At 72.2% G+C, this 14,499-nt stretch carries 14 protein-coding genes and 2 pseudogenes; 10 read left to right on the forward strand and 6 right to left on the reverse strand.

Features of this window, described 5'->3' with window-relative positions; translation table 11 throughout:
• The first annotated feature begins 32 nt into the window (after positions 1-32).
• On the forward strand, positions 33-548 hold the full coding sequence (locus Sspor_RS10270; protein ID WP_202198774.1) for a GNAT family N-acetyltransferase: 516 nt from the start codon (positions 33-35) through the stop codon (positions 546-548).
• Here Sspor_RS10270 and Sspor_RS10275 read toward each other — a convergent pair whose 3' ends face one another.
• Positions 549-1,658, reverse strand: coding sequence for a WD40/YVTN/BNR-like repeat-containing protein (locus Sspor_RS10275; RefSeq protein WP_202198775.1), 1,110 nt, complete (start codon positions 1,656-1,658; stop codon positions 549-551).
• 88 nt (positions 1,659-1,746) lie between these two features.
• Positions 1,747-2,136: pseudogene (locus Sspor_RS40495) on the reverse strand (amidohydrolase family protein); the annotation flags it as partial.
• Here Sspor_RS40495 and Sspor_RS40500 point away from each other — a divergent pair.
• From Sspor_RS40500 to Sspor_RS10315, 8 genes and pseudogenes are all read left to right on the forward strand, one after another.
• A pseudogene (locus Sspor_RS40500) lies at positions 2,122-2,721 on the forward strand (cytosine permease); the annotation flags it as partial. The pseudogenes Sspor_RS40495 and Sspor_RS40500 overlap by 15 nt on opposite strands.
• A gap of 229 nt (positions 2,722-2,950) precedes the next feature.
• Positions 2,951-3,367, forward strand: coding sequence for a spore wall synthesis regulator SsgD (gene ssgD, locus Sspor_RS10285; protein WP_202198776.1), 417 nt, complete (start codon positions 2,951-2,953; stop codon positions 3,365-3,367).
• 178 nt (positions 3,368-3,545) lie between these two features.
• Complete coding sequence (locus tag Sspor_RS10290; protein WP_202198777.1) at positions 3,546-5,189, forward strand: ABC-F family ATP-binding cassette domain-containing protein; 1,644 nt, start codon at positions 3,546-3,548, stop codon at positions 5,187-5,189.
• A 271-nt stretch (positions 5,190-5,460) separates the two neighbouring features.
• A complete protein-coding gene (locus Sspor_RS10295) occupies positions 5,461-6,432 on the forward strand; it encodes an acyl-ACP desaturase (protein WP_030728836.1) in 972 nt (323 codons plus the stop codon).
• Between the two features lie 72 nt (positions 6,433-6,504).
• Positions 6,505-6,807 (forward strand): DUF6317 family protein, encoded by a 303-nt coding sequence (locus Sspor_RS10300; protein WP_189741076.1) that lies wholly within the window; start codon positions 6,505-6,507, stop codon positions 6,805-6,807.
• Entirely contained in the window at positions 6,800-7,933 is a 1,134-nt protein-coding gene (locus Sspor_RS10305; RefSeq protein WP_202198778.1) for a hypothetical protein, read from the forward strand. The genes Sspor_RS10300 and Sspor_RS10305 overlap by 8 nt, the downstream gene beginning before the upstream one ends.
• The gene (locus tag Sspor_RS10310) at positions 7,930-8,550 is read left to right on the forward strand and encodes a hypothetical protein (protein ID WP_202198779.1); all 621 of its coding nucleotides are present in this window, start codon (positions 7,930-7,932) and stop codon (positions 8,548-8,550) included. Before Sspor_RS10305 ends, Sspor_RS10310 begins: the two co-directional genes overlap by 4 nt.
• A complete protein-coding gene (locus tag Sspor_RS10315) occupies positions 8,547-9,128 on the forward strand; it encodes a hypothetical protein (protein ID WP_202198780.1) in 582 nt (193 codons plus the stop codon). Before Sspor_RS10310 ends, Sspor_RS10315 begins: the two co-directional genes overlap by 4 nt.
• Here Sspor_RS10315 and Sspor_RS10320 read toward each other — a convergent pair whose 3' ends face one another.
• Positions 9,129-9,377 carry a WhiB family transcriptional regulator gene (locus Sspor_RS10320; protein WP_237403794.1) on the reverse strand — a complete coding sequence of 83 codons (249 nt, stop codon included), beginning with the start codon at positions 9,375-9,377 and terminating at the stop codon, positions 9,129-9,131.
• Between the two features lie 225 nt (positions 9,378-9,602).
• The gene (gene ligD / locus Sspor_RS10325) at positions 9,603-10,622 is read right to left on the reverse strand and encodes a non-homologous end-joining DNA ligase (protein ID WP_202198781.1); all 1,020 of its coding nucleotides are present in this window, start codon (positions 10,620-10,622) and stop codon (positions 9,603-9,605) included.
• Between the two features lie 75 nt (positions 10,623-10,697).
• Between ligD and Sspor_RS10330 the strand changes: the two genes are divergently transcribed.
• Entirely contained in the window at positions 10,698-11,810 is a 1,113-nt protein-coding gene (locus Sspor_RS10330; RefSeq protein ID WP_202198782.1) for an ATP-dependent DNA ligase, read from the forward strand.
• 17 nt (positions 11,811-11,827) lie between these two features.
• On the opposite strand, the gene Sspor_RS10335 is transcribed toward Sspor_RS10330, so the two are convergent.
• Together Sspor_RS10335 and Sspor_RS10340 are read right to left on the reverse strand one after the other, a co-directional pair.
• On the reverse strand, positions 11,828-13,228 hold the full coding sequence (locus Sspor_RS10335) for an FAD-dependent oxidoreductase (protein WP_202198783.1): 1,401 nt from the start codon (positions 13,226-13,228) through the stop codon (positions 11,828-11,830).
• A gap of 120 nt (positions 13,229-13,348) precedes the next feature.
• The gene (locus Sspor_RS10340; RefSeq protein ID WP_202198784.1) at positions 13,349-14,494 is read right to left on the reverse strand and encodes an FAD-dependent oxidoreductase; all 1,146 of its coding nucleotides are present in this window, start codon (positions 14,492-14,494) and stop codon (positions 13,349-13,351) included.
• Positions 14,495-14,499 lie beyond the last annotated feature (5 nt).

The following is a 14,499-nucleotide window of genomic DNA, read 5'->3' on the forward strand; positions in this document are numbered from 1 at the left end:
CCGTTCAGCCGCGCCTGCCCGCCGGAGTGATCATGCAGCCCCGCACCGCCGTTCCCGCCGATGTTCCCGAGCTCATACGTCTGCGCGCCGTGGCGCTCGACGCACTCGGGGTCGACCCCGGGCCCGCCGACGCCGCCTGGCGGCAGGTCGCCCACGCCTGGTTCCTCGAACGCGTCGGCGAACGCCCCGACGTGCGGTGCCTGGTCGTCGGCGGAGCCCCCGGCGAACCGCTGCTCGCCACCGGCATGGCCTGGGTCACCCACCACCTGCCCAGCCCGCGGTGGACGGACGGCCGGCGCGGCTACCTCGACGGGATCGTCACCGACGCGCCCGCCCGCGGCCGGGGCCACGGCCGCCGGATCGTCGACGCGCTGGTCGGCTGGCTCGACGGCATCGGCATCCACTACGTCCAGCTGCACGCCAGCCCCGACGGCGAACCCGTCTACCGTGCCGCGGGCTTCACCGCCGGGCGCTACCCGGGCATGGACCTCTTCACCACCCCCGCACCGCCGACGGCCCCGGTGGCCCCGCCCGCTCCCGCGAGCTGATCAGCGCCGCCGTTCCAGGCGCGCCACCCGGCCCTTCTCCCCCGCCGCCCAGCAGCCCGTGTCGGCCGCGCAGTCGACCGTGTCGAAGGATCCCGTCTCCAGGGACCGCCAGCCGCGGCCGCCGTCCGTGGTCACATCGGTGCCGGTGGGCCCCACCGCGAGGGCCGTCCCCCCGCTGTACGGGAACCAGGCCGCGCCCGAGCGGTAGGCCTGCGGCGGTGTCACGGCCTGGCGCCAGCTGCGTCCCCCGTCGGCGGACACGGCCGCGGCCCGCGGGGAGGCCTCCCCGGTGCGGTAGTCACCGCCGACCGCGAGTCCCCTCGTACAGTCGCGGAAGGCGAGGGCGAAGACCCCGCGCGCCGGATCGCCCGCCGGGACGGTGGATTCGGCGACCCGCCAGGTCAGACCGCGGTCCGCGGAGTGCAGTACCCGGGCCTGCGCCCCGCCGCCGGTGGCCAGCCAGACGTCGCGTGGTCCGGAGCTCACCAGGCACTGGCCGCTCGCGGCGAAGGCCGCCTCGCCCGGCAGCGCCCCGGGCATGCCCTCGCCCGGCAGGACCCGCCAGTTCCGTCCGCCGTCGTCGGTGGCCAGGATGCGGAACTTCCCGTCCACCGGATCGCTCATCGCCAGGCCGTGCCGGGCGTCGAAGAAGGTGAGGCAGTCGTAGAAGGCGCGCGGGTCGGGGTTGCGGAAGGTCTCGGTCCAGGTGGCTCCGCCGTCCTCGGTGCGCAGCACCCTGGAGGCCTCGCCCTCCCCGATGGACAGGGCCACCGCGCGCCGCGCGTCGAAGGCCTCGATGTCACGGAACTCCAGGCCCTCGGCGACCGCGCCGGGCGGCGAAACGTCACGCCAGCTGCGGCCGCCGTCCACGGTGCGCAGCACGGTCCCCTTGGAGCCGGCCACCCAGGCCGTGCTCCGGCCGACCGCCGCGAGCCCCCGGAAGCGCACGTCCTTCCCGGTGTCCTTCAGCGCCCAGCCCGCGCCGCGCACGTCCTGTGCCACCGGGGCCGGGTCGGGGGCCGGGGCCGCCTCGGCCCGGGCGGGGGCGGCCAGTACCCCTACGACCAGGGCTGCCGCGCACAGGCCGGTTCCGAGTTCCAGAAGTCTCATGGCGCCGGAAGCTAACGCACCCCGGATGCGCCGTCCAGAGCGCCTTCCGGCCCCGGCCGCCGGACCGGCCACCGCCCTCGCCCGCCGGTCACAGGCTCGGGTCGCGGTGGGTCACCCCGCCGTCGACGACGGTGAGGAGCACGGGCAGGTCCGGCAGTCCGGTGGCGTCGACGGTGAGCGGATCGTCGGCGAGGACCGTCAGGTCCGCGCGGTGGCCGAGGGCGATCCGGCCCGCCAGGTGCTCCTCGCCCGCCGCACGGGCGGCGTTGACGGTCATGCCCTGGAGGGCCTGCAGAGCGGTGAGTGCCTGCTCGGGGCCGTGCGGGGCCTGGGTGAGATCGCGGCTGGGGCGGCGGTGGCGGGCACCGCCCATGACGCCGAGCGGCGGGTACGGGGCGATCAGCCAGTCCGACCCGAGCACCACGGTGGCTCCGGAGTCCCACAGGTCGCGGCAGCGCCAGGCGCGCGCGGCGCGTTCGCCGCGACCGCCGTCGACATGGGCGACCCCCAGACGGCGCTGCGCGAGATCCTGCCCGGGTGGTTCTACCCCGTCTTCCTGCTCGCCCTGATCCTCGGCACCGTCTCCGTCAACGCCCTGACCGCCTACAGCGCCGGACTCGCCCTGCAGGCCGTCGGGATCCGCATCCGACGCTCCGTCAGCGTCCTGTTCGACGGGGCCGTCGCGGTCGCCCTGACTTACGGCCTGCTGGTCTCCAACCTCCTGGACACCGTCAGCAACTCCCTCCAGCTGATCGTCGTCCTGATCGGCCCCGTCATGGCGGTCTACGCCACCGACATCCTGCTGCGCCGGTTCCGCTACGACGGCCGGGCGCTCTCGGACGAGAGCGACACCAGCCCCTTCTGGTACACCGGCGGCGTCAACCTCGCGGGCGGCCTCGCGCTGGTGGCCGGGGTGGGCGCGGCCGCCCTGTGCGTCGACACGCTCTACACCGGGCCGATCGCCTCGGCCATCGGCGGCGTCGATCTCTCCCTGCCCGTCGGCATGGCCGTCTCCGCCGCCCTCTACGCGGCCTCGATGCGGACCCTTACGCCTGTGGAGTGATCGGTAACCAGCCCTTCTCCGGGGCGCCCCGGACGCACCCCGACGCGGGCCCGCCTTCGCGCGTATCCACCGTCCGGTCACTCTGTGCGATCGCACGGATTGGTTCAAGCCAATCGGTGACACAGCTCACGCAACGGCCCATGCACGGATTTGCCGATTCCGGCGTCTATCGGGTTGCCGGGCCCCACCCCACGGGTCCGGCAGCAGATCCGCCGCAAGGGAGTGAGCCTTGATCACTGTCATCGAGCAGGCCGCACAGGCCCGTCTGGTCGCCACCGCGCCGAAGGTCGAGACCGTGCCCGTCACCCTCTGCTACGACCGCGCGGATCCGTTCGCCGTGCGCATGGCCTTCCCCGCGCCGGCCACGCTGGAGGGCGTCGAGGTCTCGTGGACCTTCTCGCGCGAGCTGCTGGAGTCCGGGCTGGACCGCCCGTCGGGCTGTGGCGACGTACGCGTACGCCCGTACGACGGCGACCGGACCACCATCGAGTTCCACGCGACGGAGGGCGTCGCGATCGTGCTGATGCTGACGGCCGAACTGCACCGTTTCCTGGAACGGGCGGCGACCGTGGTGCCGCCCGGCCTCGAACACCTCTACCTGGACATGGACCACAGCCTGGCCGAGCTGATGCGCGGCACCTGCTGAGGTAATTCGTTTGCGGGCGGCTGCGGCCGCCCGTAGCTTCGAAGACGGCCCATCCCCGTCGAAACGGAGCAGGACATTGCTCGTCTGAGGTTCGAGACACCGACCACCCCGCCCTGCGGCTGAACCGTCGGCTGTCTCCCCGCGTTGCACGCACCACTCACGCAACCTGGAGGCCTCCATGAGTAACGCCCCTGTTTTCATCACCTGCTCCGCCCTGTCCTTCGACTGGCCCGACGGCTCGCCCGTGTTCGACGGGTTCCAGCTCACCGTGGGTCCCGGCCGCACCGGCCTGATCGGTCTCAACGGCAGTGGGAAGTCCACCCTGCTGAAGCTGATCGCCGGCGAACTGACCCCGACCGGGGGCCAGTCCTCCGTCGCCGGCTCGGTCGGCTACCTCCCGCAGAACGTCACCCTCGACACCGCGCTGCGCGTGGACGAGGCGCTCGGCATCCACACCACGCGCGCCGCGCTCCACGCCATCGAGGCGGGCGAGGCCACCGAGGCGAACTTCACCGCCGTCGGCGACGACTGGGACGTGGAGGAGCGGGCCCTGGCCACACTCGACCAGCTCGGTCTCGCCCGGATCGGCCTGGACCGCACCGTCGGCGAGCTCTCGGGCGGCGAGTCCGTACTGCTGCGGCTGGCCGCCCTGCTGCTCGCCCGCCCCGACGTCCTGCTGCTGGACGAACCCACCAACAACCTGGACCTGCGGGCCCGCGCCCGCCTGTACGCGGCGGTCGAGTCCTGGTCCGGGGTGATGCTCCTGGTCAGCCACGACCGGGAACTGCTGGAGCGGGTCGACCAGATCGCCGATCTGCGCGACGGCGAAGTCCGCTGGTACGGAGGCAACTTCACGGACTACGAGGACATGCTCGCCGCCGAGCAGGAGTCGGCCGAGCGGATGGTCCGGGTGGCGGAGGCCGACGTACAGCGACAGAAGCGCGAATTGGCCGACGCCCAGGTCAAACTGGCCCGGCGCAAGCGGTACGGGCAGAAGATGCACGACAACAAGCGCGAGCCGAAGATCGTGATGGGCGCACGCAAGCGCGCGGCCCAGGAATCGGCGGGCAAGCACCGGATCATGCACACCGAGAAGCTGGCGCAGGCGAAGGAACGCCTGGACCAGGCGGTGGAGGCGGTGCGCGACGACGACGAGATCCGGATCCAGCTGCCCGCCACCCAGGTCCCGCCGGGGCGGCAGGTCCTGACCCTGAGCGATCTGCGCCTGGCCCACGGGGCCGCCGTACCGGGCGAGTGGGAACTGCGGGGGCCGGAGCGGATCGCCCTGGTGGGCCGCAACGGCTCGGGCAAGACCACGCTGCTGCGCACGGTCGCGGGGCAGCTCCCGCCGGTGTCCGGGGAGGTGGTGGCGCATGTGATGACCCGGTTCCTGCCGCAGCGGCTCGACGTGCTGGACGAGAGCCGCTCGGTCGTGGAGAACGTGGCGCGGTTCGCCCCGCAGGCCACCAACAACCTGATCCGGGCCCGGCTCGCGCACTTCCTCTTCCGCGGCGCCCGGGCCGACCGCCCGGCCGGCACGCTGTCGGGCGGCGAGCGCTTCCGGGCGGCGCTGGCGGCCCTGCTGCTGGCGGAGCCGGCTCCGCAGCTGCTCATGCTGGACGAGCCGACGAACAACCTGGACCTGTCGAGCGTGCGGCAGCTGACCGACGCGCTGGAGTCGTACGAGGGCGCACTCGTGGTGGCGAGCCACGACGTGCCGTTCCTGGAGTCGATCGGCATCACGCGATGGCTCCTGCTGGACGGCGAGCTGCGGCCGACCACGGCCGAGGAGGTCCGGGAGACCCTGTGGTCGGCTGAGTGACCTCGCGCCTCGCGTCCCGCGCACGCTCGCGCGCGCCGCGTCCGGTGAAAGCGGAACCGATTTTTTTCGTCAAAACGGGGCGCGGCAAACCACCTGTCGGCGTGATTTCGGGCCACTGGAACCCGGTCAGGCCGGTCATAAACTGCATAGATAACCGGACGTAACCAGACATACACCTACCGGGGGCTTGGCTGGCCTTGATGTCACGCTTAACCTACGACTCCGTAGGCTACGGAACCGTAGGTAGTTCGCTTTACACCCAGGAGTACCCGTGACGATCACCTCTCCCCACCTCGGCAGCTCGGAGGCGTGGACGGACGCCAAGCTGCTGTTCGCGCTGGAAGAGGTGGTCGAGAAGGAGCTCAACCGCCACCTGAAGGTCACCAAGGACTGGATGCCCCACGAGTACGTCCCGTGGAGCGAGGGCCGGAACTTCCCGGGCTTCTTCGAGGACGGCGAGGCCTGGGACCCCCAGCAGTCCAAGGTGACCGACATCGGCAAGATCGCGCTGGTCGTGAACCTGCTGACCGAGGACAACCTCCCCAGCTACCACCACGAGATCGCGTCGCTCTTCGGCCGCAACGGCGCCTGGGGCACGTGGGTCCACCGCTGGACCGCCGAGGAGGGCCGCCACGGCATCGTGATGCGCGACTACCTGCTGGCCTCGCGCGCCGTGGACCCGGACAAGCTGGAAGCGTTCCGCATGCAGCACATGTCGGAGGGGTTCGAGTCCGACAACCGCCACTCCATGCTGCACTCGGTGGCGTACGTGGCCTTCCAGGAGCTCGCGACCCGCATCTCGCACCGCAACACCGGCCACCAGTCCGGTGACCCGGTCTGCGACCGGATGCTGGCCCGCATCGCGCAGGACGAGAACCTGCACATGGTCTTCTACCGCAACCTGCTGGGCGCGGCCTTCGAGCTCGCCCCGGACCTCACCATGCAGGCCGTGCGCGACGTCGTCGTCAACTTCCGGATGCCCGGACACGGCATGCCCGGCTTCGAGCGGATGGCCGCCCAGATGGCCATCGGCGGGGTCTACAACCTGCGGATCCACCACGACGACGTGCTCAGCCCCGTGATCCGCTTCCTCAAGATCATGGACATCGACGGCCTCGGCCCCGAGGGCCAGAAGGCCCAGGAGGAGCTCGGACTGTTCATGAACGGCCTGGACTCCGAGGCCCGGAAGTTCGACGAGAAGCTGGCCGCCCGCGCGGCCCGCCTCGCCGCCCGCAAGGGCTGACCGATTTCCGCTCGCTCGGGCGAGTGATACCGATTGCCCTGGCAGAGCCGTGCTCTGCCAGGGTTTCGCGTCATGACCTCGCTCCAGGTGGACATCGACCAGCTGACCCGTCTGACACGCGCCCTGGACTCCTCGCTGGTCTCCCTGCGGGAGGCCCGGCGCGCACTGGACCACGTACGGCCCGACCAGCTGGGCACCGCGGACCTCGACGCGGCGTGTGACGGCTTCCAGGAACGCTGGGCCTACGGCACGCAGGAGCTGACCAAACGCGTCAAGGACGTCCGGGAGGGCGTGGACCGCAGCGCCGCGGAGTACGCGGAGCTGGACCAGGCCGTCCGTGCCGCCTTCCTCCGGGCGGCGGCCGCACGTGACTGACCACGCGATGCTGGGCTTCGACCCGGCCCCGGGAAACCCCGCCACGGTGCTGGCCCTGGCCAAGAAGCTCAGCTCCTCGGCCGCCTCGCTCGGGGAGGCCTCCCGGGTGGTGAAGGACCTGGTCTCCCACAGCTCGGCCTGGCAGGGCGAGGCCGCCACCGCCTTCCGCGCCTCCCTCTCGCAGGACCTCCCCCGCTACCTCGGCGCGGCCCACACCTCCCTCGGCGAGGCCGCCCGCCGGCTCACGGGGTGGCACGACACCCTGGTCTCCCACCGCGCGCTGGCCGCCCGGTACGAGGCCCAGGCCGCGGCGGCGAAGACGGAGCAGGCCCTCTCCGACGCCCGCCGCCTGGCCCACGAGCTCGCCACGGAGCACGGCGCGGCCGCCCGCCGGGTGGCACAGACCCTGAACGCGGCGACGGACCGCCTGGCCCCGAAGGAACCGGGCCTGCTGGCCTCGATCTGGAACAAGATCGTCGACGACCCGGCGGACGCGATGTCGAACGCGTCGGCGATTTTGGGCGCGATCGGGGCGGGCGTGGCCCTGGTCTTCCCGCCGGCAGGCCTGGCGATCATGCTCGTCGGCAGCGGCCTGTCCCTGGCCGCGCTGGCGATGCACACCTCGGACCCGAAATTCCGCAAGTCCCTGACGGACGGCTTCACGAAGGGCCAGTTCGACGCGGACTTCTGGAAGAGCAGCGTGACCCTCCTCGGCGACACCGCCGGCGCGGTCCCGGGCGTGGCCGCGGTAGCCTCCGGCGCCAAGGCCGGCACGGCAGCCGCCCGAGCGGCCATGGCCGCGGCGCCGGAGGGCAGCGCGGTGGTGGGACTCGCGCCCGGGGCCAGCGCATTCCGGCAGACGGCCTGGAGCACCTCGGACGAGCTGCGTCAGCTGGACAGCCCTCTGACCGGATGGGCCATGCGATCGTCTTCTCAGAGCGCGAGGGATCGAGTGGGTGTGGCGGTCGCGGCAACGGGCGCAGTGACCGCTGCAGGAGACTACGCATCGGACAGCGAGACGCTTGATCAGGGCTCGACCGCGGTGGACGGCACCAGGGGTGTCCTGGACGACGCTCCCTCGGCCATCAGGAAATCGGGCCATGTCATGTCGGTGTTGCGGCCATGACGCGACAGAGCAGCCTTCCGCCCGTCTGGTTCCGTCTGCCTCCGGGCTTCTACGACATCGGCCCCGAGGACCGGGCGACGCTGGACGCGTTCACCGAGGCCCTGGGTGGCCCCGGAGCACAGCAGCAGTTGTCCCCGCTCATGGACGGACTCGAAGGGCTGGCACAGCACGAGGTCGTGCACACCGCGTTCGGATTTCACCCCGAGGAGCCGACCGGCGTCGCCACGTCACTGTTCTCCTTGACCGTGCGGCGAATCGAACAGCCCAACCCCCGGCTCGCCGCGGCGCGTGCCGCCCTGGCCATTGCCCGCTCACCGCTGTGGACCAGCACGGACCGCAGGTTCATCGACTTGCCGTCCGCACGTCCCTGCTGTCTGGTCGCCGGGACGATTTCCCTGCCCGACGCGGACCAATGTCCCTTTCAGGCCAGGGTCGTGACCGTGCATCCGGACGGGCTCCATCTACTCGTCCTTGACCTGACCAGTGCGTCCACCCAGCACGCCGATGCCTACACGGACATCCTCGAAGCAGTAGCGCACACCCTCGGCTTCTCCGACCCCTCTGCACATCAGCCGACGGTCTCGGGGACCTCACGCATCCTGGAGGTACTCCTGTGAGCGTCACCCTGACCAAGGTGGCCTGGGACCACCCTCCGACGGTGGTGGGCTACAAGCGGCTGGTCATGCGTCGGCTCATCTGGGTGCTCTGTCTCGGCGTTCCTCCACTGATCGCCCTGTCCTGCTCCGGTGTCAGCCGCCGTGCGGCGTGGGCCTTCATCATCATGATGATTCTTGGGACGCCGTACTTGCCTTGGGTGGTCGTCATGTACTTCCGACGACACCGGGTCGCCGCCGTGCTCCAGGCCTACCCCTGGCAGGAGTGGCCGTGCCACCATCCGCGCAGGCCGCCCGGAAGCCCCGCGACCATCGCCATTCCGTTCCGGGAGGACTTCACGGCCATGTTCCGTGTCATCCCGTTTCCGGTCCCGGTCCCGGTCATGGAAGGTGACCACGTGGACAGGATCTGGTTCGCCGGGGACCCCCGCTTCGGGGGGGTCGTGTCGCCCGTTGGGGGGCATTACCCGGTGCGGGTCGTGCCCCATACGCCGCGGCGGGAGGAGTGTGGGGGCGACGGGTTCGATCTGGCGCGGCGTGTGGGGCTGGTGCGGGCGAGCGGGAAGGCGACGCGCACCTGATCAGCGGCTGCGGGGGCGCAGGGCAAGACGCTCGGACTCCGAGAGGCCGCCCCAGACTCCGAAGCGCTCGTCATTGGCCAGGGCGTACTCCAGGCACGCCGTCCGCCCCTCGCAGGCCCCGCACAGCCGCTTCGCGTCGCGCAGCGAGGAGCCGGGCTCCGGGAAGAAGAAGCCGGGGCCCGTCTGGGCGCACAGGGCAAGCTCGTACCAAGCGGTGTCAGTGGCTGCGGCAGTGGTGTTAATCGACATGCCGGAGATACTGGCCGCCGCGGATGGACGTCCGATCAACGACTGATCAACACCTCGTCATGAGCCGGCCGGCGTCCTCCCTCCGCACCGGGGTGAGACGCACCTTGCCGCCCTTCGCGCTCGGCCTCACCGAGCATCGCACCCGCCACTGACAGCGGCCCTCTTCTTCCACCGAGTGAACGCCGAGCGTTCGGAACGCGTACTCGTGTGGCGCGTGGCTTCCCGTCAGTCCTCGTGCTTCGCGCGGCTGGGCTGGACGCGTTTGGGTTCGCCCGGCATCTTCGGGTAGTCCGGGGGGTAGGGCATGTCCCCGAGCCCGTGGTCGTGTTCGTCGCGGTCCGCGAGTTCCAGTACGGCGTCCAGGGTGAAGGCGTACTCGTCCATGTCCGCGTGCAGGTCGCCGAGTTCGGCGAAGCGCGCCGGCATCGTCACGATGTCGAAGTCGCGGGGCTCCGCGTCGTCCACCTCGTCCCAGCGCAGCGGCGCCGACACCGGGGCGTGCGGGCGGGGGCGGACGGAGTAGGCGGAGGCGATCGTGCGGTCGCGTGCCGTCTGGTTGTAGTCGACGAAGATCCGCTCGCCGCGCTCCTCCTTCCACCAGGCCGTCGTGACCTTGCCCGGCATTCGGCGTTCCAGTTCCCGGCCGAGGGCGATGGCGCACCGGCGGACGTCGGTGAAGGTCCAGCGCGGCTCGATCGGCACGAAGACGTGCAGCCCACGGCCGCCCGAGGTCTTGGGCCAGCCGCGCAGGCCCAACTCCTCCAGCAGTGCGCGCAGTTCATGGGCGGCCGCCACCGCGTGGTGGTAGTCGGTGCCGGGCTGCGGGTCCAGGTCGATCCGGAGCTCGTCCGGGCGGTCGGTGTCCTCCCGGCGCACCGGCCAGGGGTGGAAGGTGAGGCACCCCAGATTGGCCGCCCACAGGACGGCGGCCGGCTCGGTCGGGCAGATCTCGTCTGCCGTGCGGCCGCTCGGGAAGGCGATGTGGGCGGTGGGGATCCAGTCGGGAAGGTTCTTCGGGGCCCGCTTCTGGAAGAAGGACTCCCCCTCCACCCCGTCCGGGAAGCGCTCCAGGGTCGTCGGCCGGTTGCGCAGGGCGCGCGTGATGCCAGGGGCGACCGCCAGGTAGTACTCGGCCACGTTCCGCTTGGTGAGGCCGCGCTCCGGGAAGTACACCTTGTCCGGGCTGGACAGCCGTACCGTCCGCCCGCCCGCGTCCAGCTCGATCGCATTACCGGCAGCACCCATGTGCGCCACGGTAGGCGGGCGCGGTCATGGGCGCATACCGGGCGGGTCCGGACGTACCACCGCAGAATCAAAGGCATGGATCTGCCAGTGATGCCGCCCGTGAAGCCGATGCTCGCCAAGTCCGTGGCGAAGATCCCGCCCGGGATGCAGTACGAGGCCAAATGGGACGGCTTCCGGGCCCTCGTGTATCGCGACGGCGACGAGATCGAGCTCGGCAGTCGCACAGGCAAGTCCCTGACCAGGTATTTCCCCGAGCTGGTGGAGGCCCTGAAGAGCAATCTGCCGAGCCGTTGCGTCATGGACGGCGAGATCGTCATCGTTCATGGCGGGCGCCTCGATTTCGACCGGCTGACCGAGCGGATCCATCCCGCACAGTCCCGCGTCGCCCTGCTGGCCGAGACGACCCCCGCCAGCTTCGTCGCCTTCGACCTGCTCGCCCTCGGCGACGACACCCTGCTCGACACCCCGCTCGCCGACCGCCGTGCCGCCCTCGTCCGCTCACTGTCCACTGCTCGGCCCCCCGTGCATCTCGCGCCCGCGACCACCGATCCCGCGCTCGCGCAGGAGTGGTTCGAGCGGTTCGAGGGCGCCGGGCTCGACGGGGTGATCGCCAAACCCCTCGATCTCCTCTACCGGCCCGACGCCCGCCTCATGTTCAAGGTCAAACACGAACGTACCGCCGATGTCGTCGTCGCCGGATTCCGTTTCCACAAGAGCGGTCCGATTGTCGGATCGCTGCTGCTCGGCCTCTACGACGCCCACGGAGCCCTCCAGCACGTGGGCGTGTGCGCGGCCTTCCCCATGAAGCGCCGCGCCGAGCTGGTGGAGGAACTCGAACCCCTGCGGATGCCCGATCCGACCGGCCACCCGTGGGCCGCCTGGGCCGAGGAGTCCGCCCACGAGAGCGCTCGGCTGCCCGGTGCGCAGAGCCGCTGGACCGGCAAGAAGGACCTGTCCTGGGTGCCGCTGCGACCCGAGCGGGTCGTCGAGGTGAGGTACGACCACATGGAGGGCGACCGCTTCCGCCACACCGCCCAGTTCCACCGCTGGCGGGCCGACCGGACGCCCGAGAGCTGTACGTACGCCCAGTTGGAGGAGGTCGTCGGCTACGACCTCGCCGAGGTGCTCGGTCCCACCACCGGCACCACCGGCACCACCGGCACCGGTGCCGACGGTGGCGCCGGCTGAACGGCCGCCGCCTCGCCTCAGCCCGCCGTCAGTTTCTCCCACTCCTCCCGGTCCGGCCCCGACACGTTCGGCACGTAGTCGGGCCGGTCCGCCAGCCAGCGCGCCACCCGCGCGCGGATCTCCGGATCCGCGTACGCCCGCTCCGGCCGCTCCGCCAGGTGCCGCACCCTCGCCCGCGCCCGCATGACCACGGGATCCTCCAGCGCACAGTCGAACAGCGCGGACACCTCCCGCGCCGTCCCGCCGCGCCCCGCCCGGGTCGCGAAGCGCTCCCCGATGGCCGCGTCCGCGACGACCTGGAAGTCGAACCACGGCTTCAGGGTGCGCTCCGCCCATGCGTGGTGATCGGTGGCGTACCGCCCCGATCCCGGGTCCAGGTGCGCCGTACGGGCCACCCTGCGCGCGGCCCACAGCGCGAGCGAGGTGCCCTGCCCCAGGGTCGGGTTGGTGTGCGTGATCGAGTCCCCGACCGGCACCAGTCCGGTCACCACCGGGCCCTCCTCGTCGACCAGCGCGCTCCACCGGTTGTCCAGGCTCGCCGTGGCCAGGACGCCCGACAGCGGCTCGGCGCCCAGTCCCAGCCAGGCCGCGCCGGGCGGGAAGGCGCGCGCCGCCGCCTCGAAGACGGCGGGGTCGCGCAGCGCCGAGCGCGTGGTGTCTGCGGTGTGCACGAACAGCGTCACGGCGAACGCCCGGTTGTCGGCCGGGAAGACCGCGCACCCGGCGAAGGGCCCGCCGGTCACCGCCCACGGCCGGCGCGGCCCCTCGTCCATGCCCTCGGGCAGCCGGTACCAGCGGCAGAAGTACGCGAGCCCGGTGCGGTGCCGTTCCACGACGGGCGGCCGGCAGCCCGCCTCGGCCAGCCTGCGCTCGGTGCCGCCGCGCCGCCCGCCGGCATCCACCACGAGGTCTCCCGGGTAACTCCCGGTCTCGGTGGTCACTCCCGTCACGTGGATTCCGGCGCCCTCGGACACCCCCGGGGCCGTGATCAGCCCGGTGACCGGCTCCCCGTACCGGACGACGACCCCCGGTTCCGCGCGCAGCGCCGTGGCCAGCGCGCTCTCCAGCACGATGCGCCGGGCCTGCAGCATCACGAGGTCCTCGTCGCCGGGCCAGGCGGGCGGGCGTACGTCGAACCAGTCCAGCTCGTGCCGTTCGCGGGCGCCGAGCCGGAGCATCTCCGCGTGGACGTCGGGCAGATCGGCGCGCAGGACGTTGCGTGCCGCCCCGAGCAGCACGTGGGGCTGGGCCGCCTGCGGTACGGTCGGCCGCCGCCACCCGAAGAAGTCACGGTCGAGCGCCGTGCCCGGGGCCCGCGTATCGCGCTCGAAGACCTCCGCCGTGTGTCCGCGCCGCGCCGCGAGCAGGGCGGTGGCGGGCCCCGCGACGCCTCCGCCGATGACCAGGACATGTGCCATGAAGCGTCCCCCCGAGCCGTTGGTCCGTACGACGATCACACCGCCCGTAGCCTGCGCGAACGGGAGCCGACCGAAACCCGCACAGTTGTCCGAGAATCGCTCCGGCGGCCCGGATCCGGCTCACACGCCGGCGCCGGCGGCCGCGCGGTGGGCCTCCAGGGCCCGCCGGCCCTCCGTCTCGACCAGGTCGGTGTTGATGGCCATCGCCGCGCTCACTCCCTGGGCGGCCGCGCCCGGCACCTTCTCCAGCGGCGAGGTCACGTTGCCCGCGACCCAGACCCCGGGCAGGGCGGTGGCCCCGGTCGCCGGATCCGACGCGACGCAGGTACCGATCGCGCGGCCGTCCCGCTCCACCACCACGGTCGGCAGACCGAGACCGGTCAGCACACCCGACCGTGCGGTGAACCGCGGAGCGACCACCAGAGCCCGGCACTCCACCACGGCTCCGCCCGCCAGGGTCACGCCGGTCAGCCGGCCACCCTGGACCGCGAGGCCGGTCACCTCGCCCTCGACGACCCGGACACCGAGGGCGGCCAGCAGCTCCCGGTCCTCGGCGGTGAGCCGCCAGGTGTGCGCGAGCAGGGTGGTCCGCTCGCTCCAGTTCCGCCAGAGCTGGGCCTGGTGCACGGCGAGGGGCCCGTCGGCCAGCACCGCGATCGGCTGGTCCCGGACCTCCCACCCGTGGCAGTACGGGCAGTGCAGCACGTCCCGCCCCCAGCGCGCCCCGAGACCCGGCACGGCGGGAAGCTCGTCCACCAGGCCGGTGGCGACCAGCAGTCGGCGTGCCCGGACGACGCTGCCGTCCCCGCAGCGGACCAGGAAACTCCCGTCGGGCAGCCGGTCCGCGGCGACGGCCGTGCCCGCCCGGATCCGGCCGCCGTAGCCGGTCACCTCCCCGCGCCCCCTGGCCAGCAGCGCGGCGGGGCTCTCCCCGTCCTGCCCGAGGTACCCGTGCATGTGCGCGGCCGGGGCGTTGCGCGGGCTGCCGGAGTCGATGACCAGGACCGAGCGGCGGGCCCGGACCAGGGTCAGTGCCCCGGCCAGCCCGGCGGCCCCACCGCCGACGACGACGACGTCGAAGGAGTCGTCCCGTGCGTCGGAGCCGTGGCCTGCCTCGGAGCCGTGGCCTGCCTCGGAGCCGTGGCCTGCCTCGGAGCCGTGGCCTGCCTCGGAGCCGTGGCCTGCCTCGGAGCCGTGGCCTGCCTCGGAGCCGTGGCCTGCCTCGGAATCGTGGCTTGCGTCCCTCGTGTCCCCTGCGTTCTCCATACCTG

This window comes from Streptomyces spororaveus (assembly GCF_016755875.1).
Lineage (GTDB): Bacteria > Actinomycetota > Actinomycetes > Streptomycetales > Streptomycetaceae > Streptomyces > Streptomyces spororaveus.

Excerpts from the sequence above, each read along its gene's own strand:
- Sspor_RS10270 (WP_202198774.1), top strand. The coding sequence starts at position 33 with ATGCAGCCCCGCACCGCCGTTCCCGCCGATGTTCCCGAGCTCATACGT.
- Sspor_RS10275 (WP_202198775.1), bottom strand. The coding sequence starts at position 1,658 with ATGAGACTTCTGGAACTCGGAACCGGCCTGTGCGCGGCAGCCCTGGTC.
- Sspor_RS10290 (WP_202198777.1), top strand. The coding sequence starts at position 3,546 with ATGAGTAACGCCCCTGTTTTCATCACCTGCTCCGCCCTGTCCTTCGAC.
- Sspor_RS10300 (WP_189741076.1), top strand. The coding sequence starts at position 6,505 with ATGACCTCGCTCCAGGTGGACATCGACCAGCTGACCCGTCTGACACGC.
- Sspor_RS10310 (WP_202198779.1), top strand. The coding sequence starts at position 7,930 with ATGACGCGACAGAGCAGCCTTCCGCCCGTCTGGTTCCGTCTGCCTCCG.
- Sspor_RS10320 (WP_237403794.1), bottom strand. The coding sequence starts at position 9,377 with ATGTCGATTAACACCACTGCCGCAGCCACTGACACCGCTTGGTACGAG.
- ligD (WP_202198781.1), bottom strand. The coding sequence starts at position 10,622 with ATGGGTGCTGCCGGTAATGCGATCGAGCTGGACGCGGGCGGGCGGACG.
- Sspor_RS10330 (WP_202198782.1), top strand. The coding sequence starts at position 10,698 with ATGGATCTGCCAGTGATGCCGCCCGTGAAGCCGATGCTCGCCAAGTCC.
- Sspor_RS10335 (WP_202198783.1), bottom strand. The coding sequence starts at position 13,228 with ATGGCACATGTCCTGGTCATCGGCGGAGGCGTCGCGGGGCCCGCCACC.
- Sspor_RS10340 (WP_202198784.1), bottom strand. The coding sequence starts at position 14,494 with ATGGAGAACGCAGGGGACACGAGGGACGCAAGCCACGATTCCGAGGCA.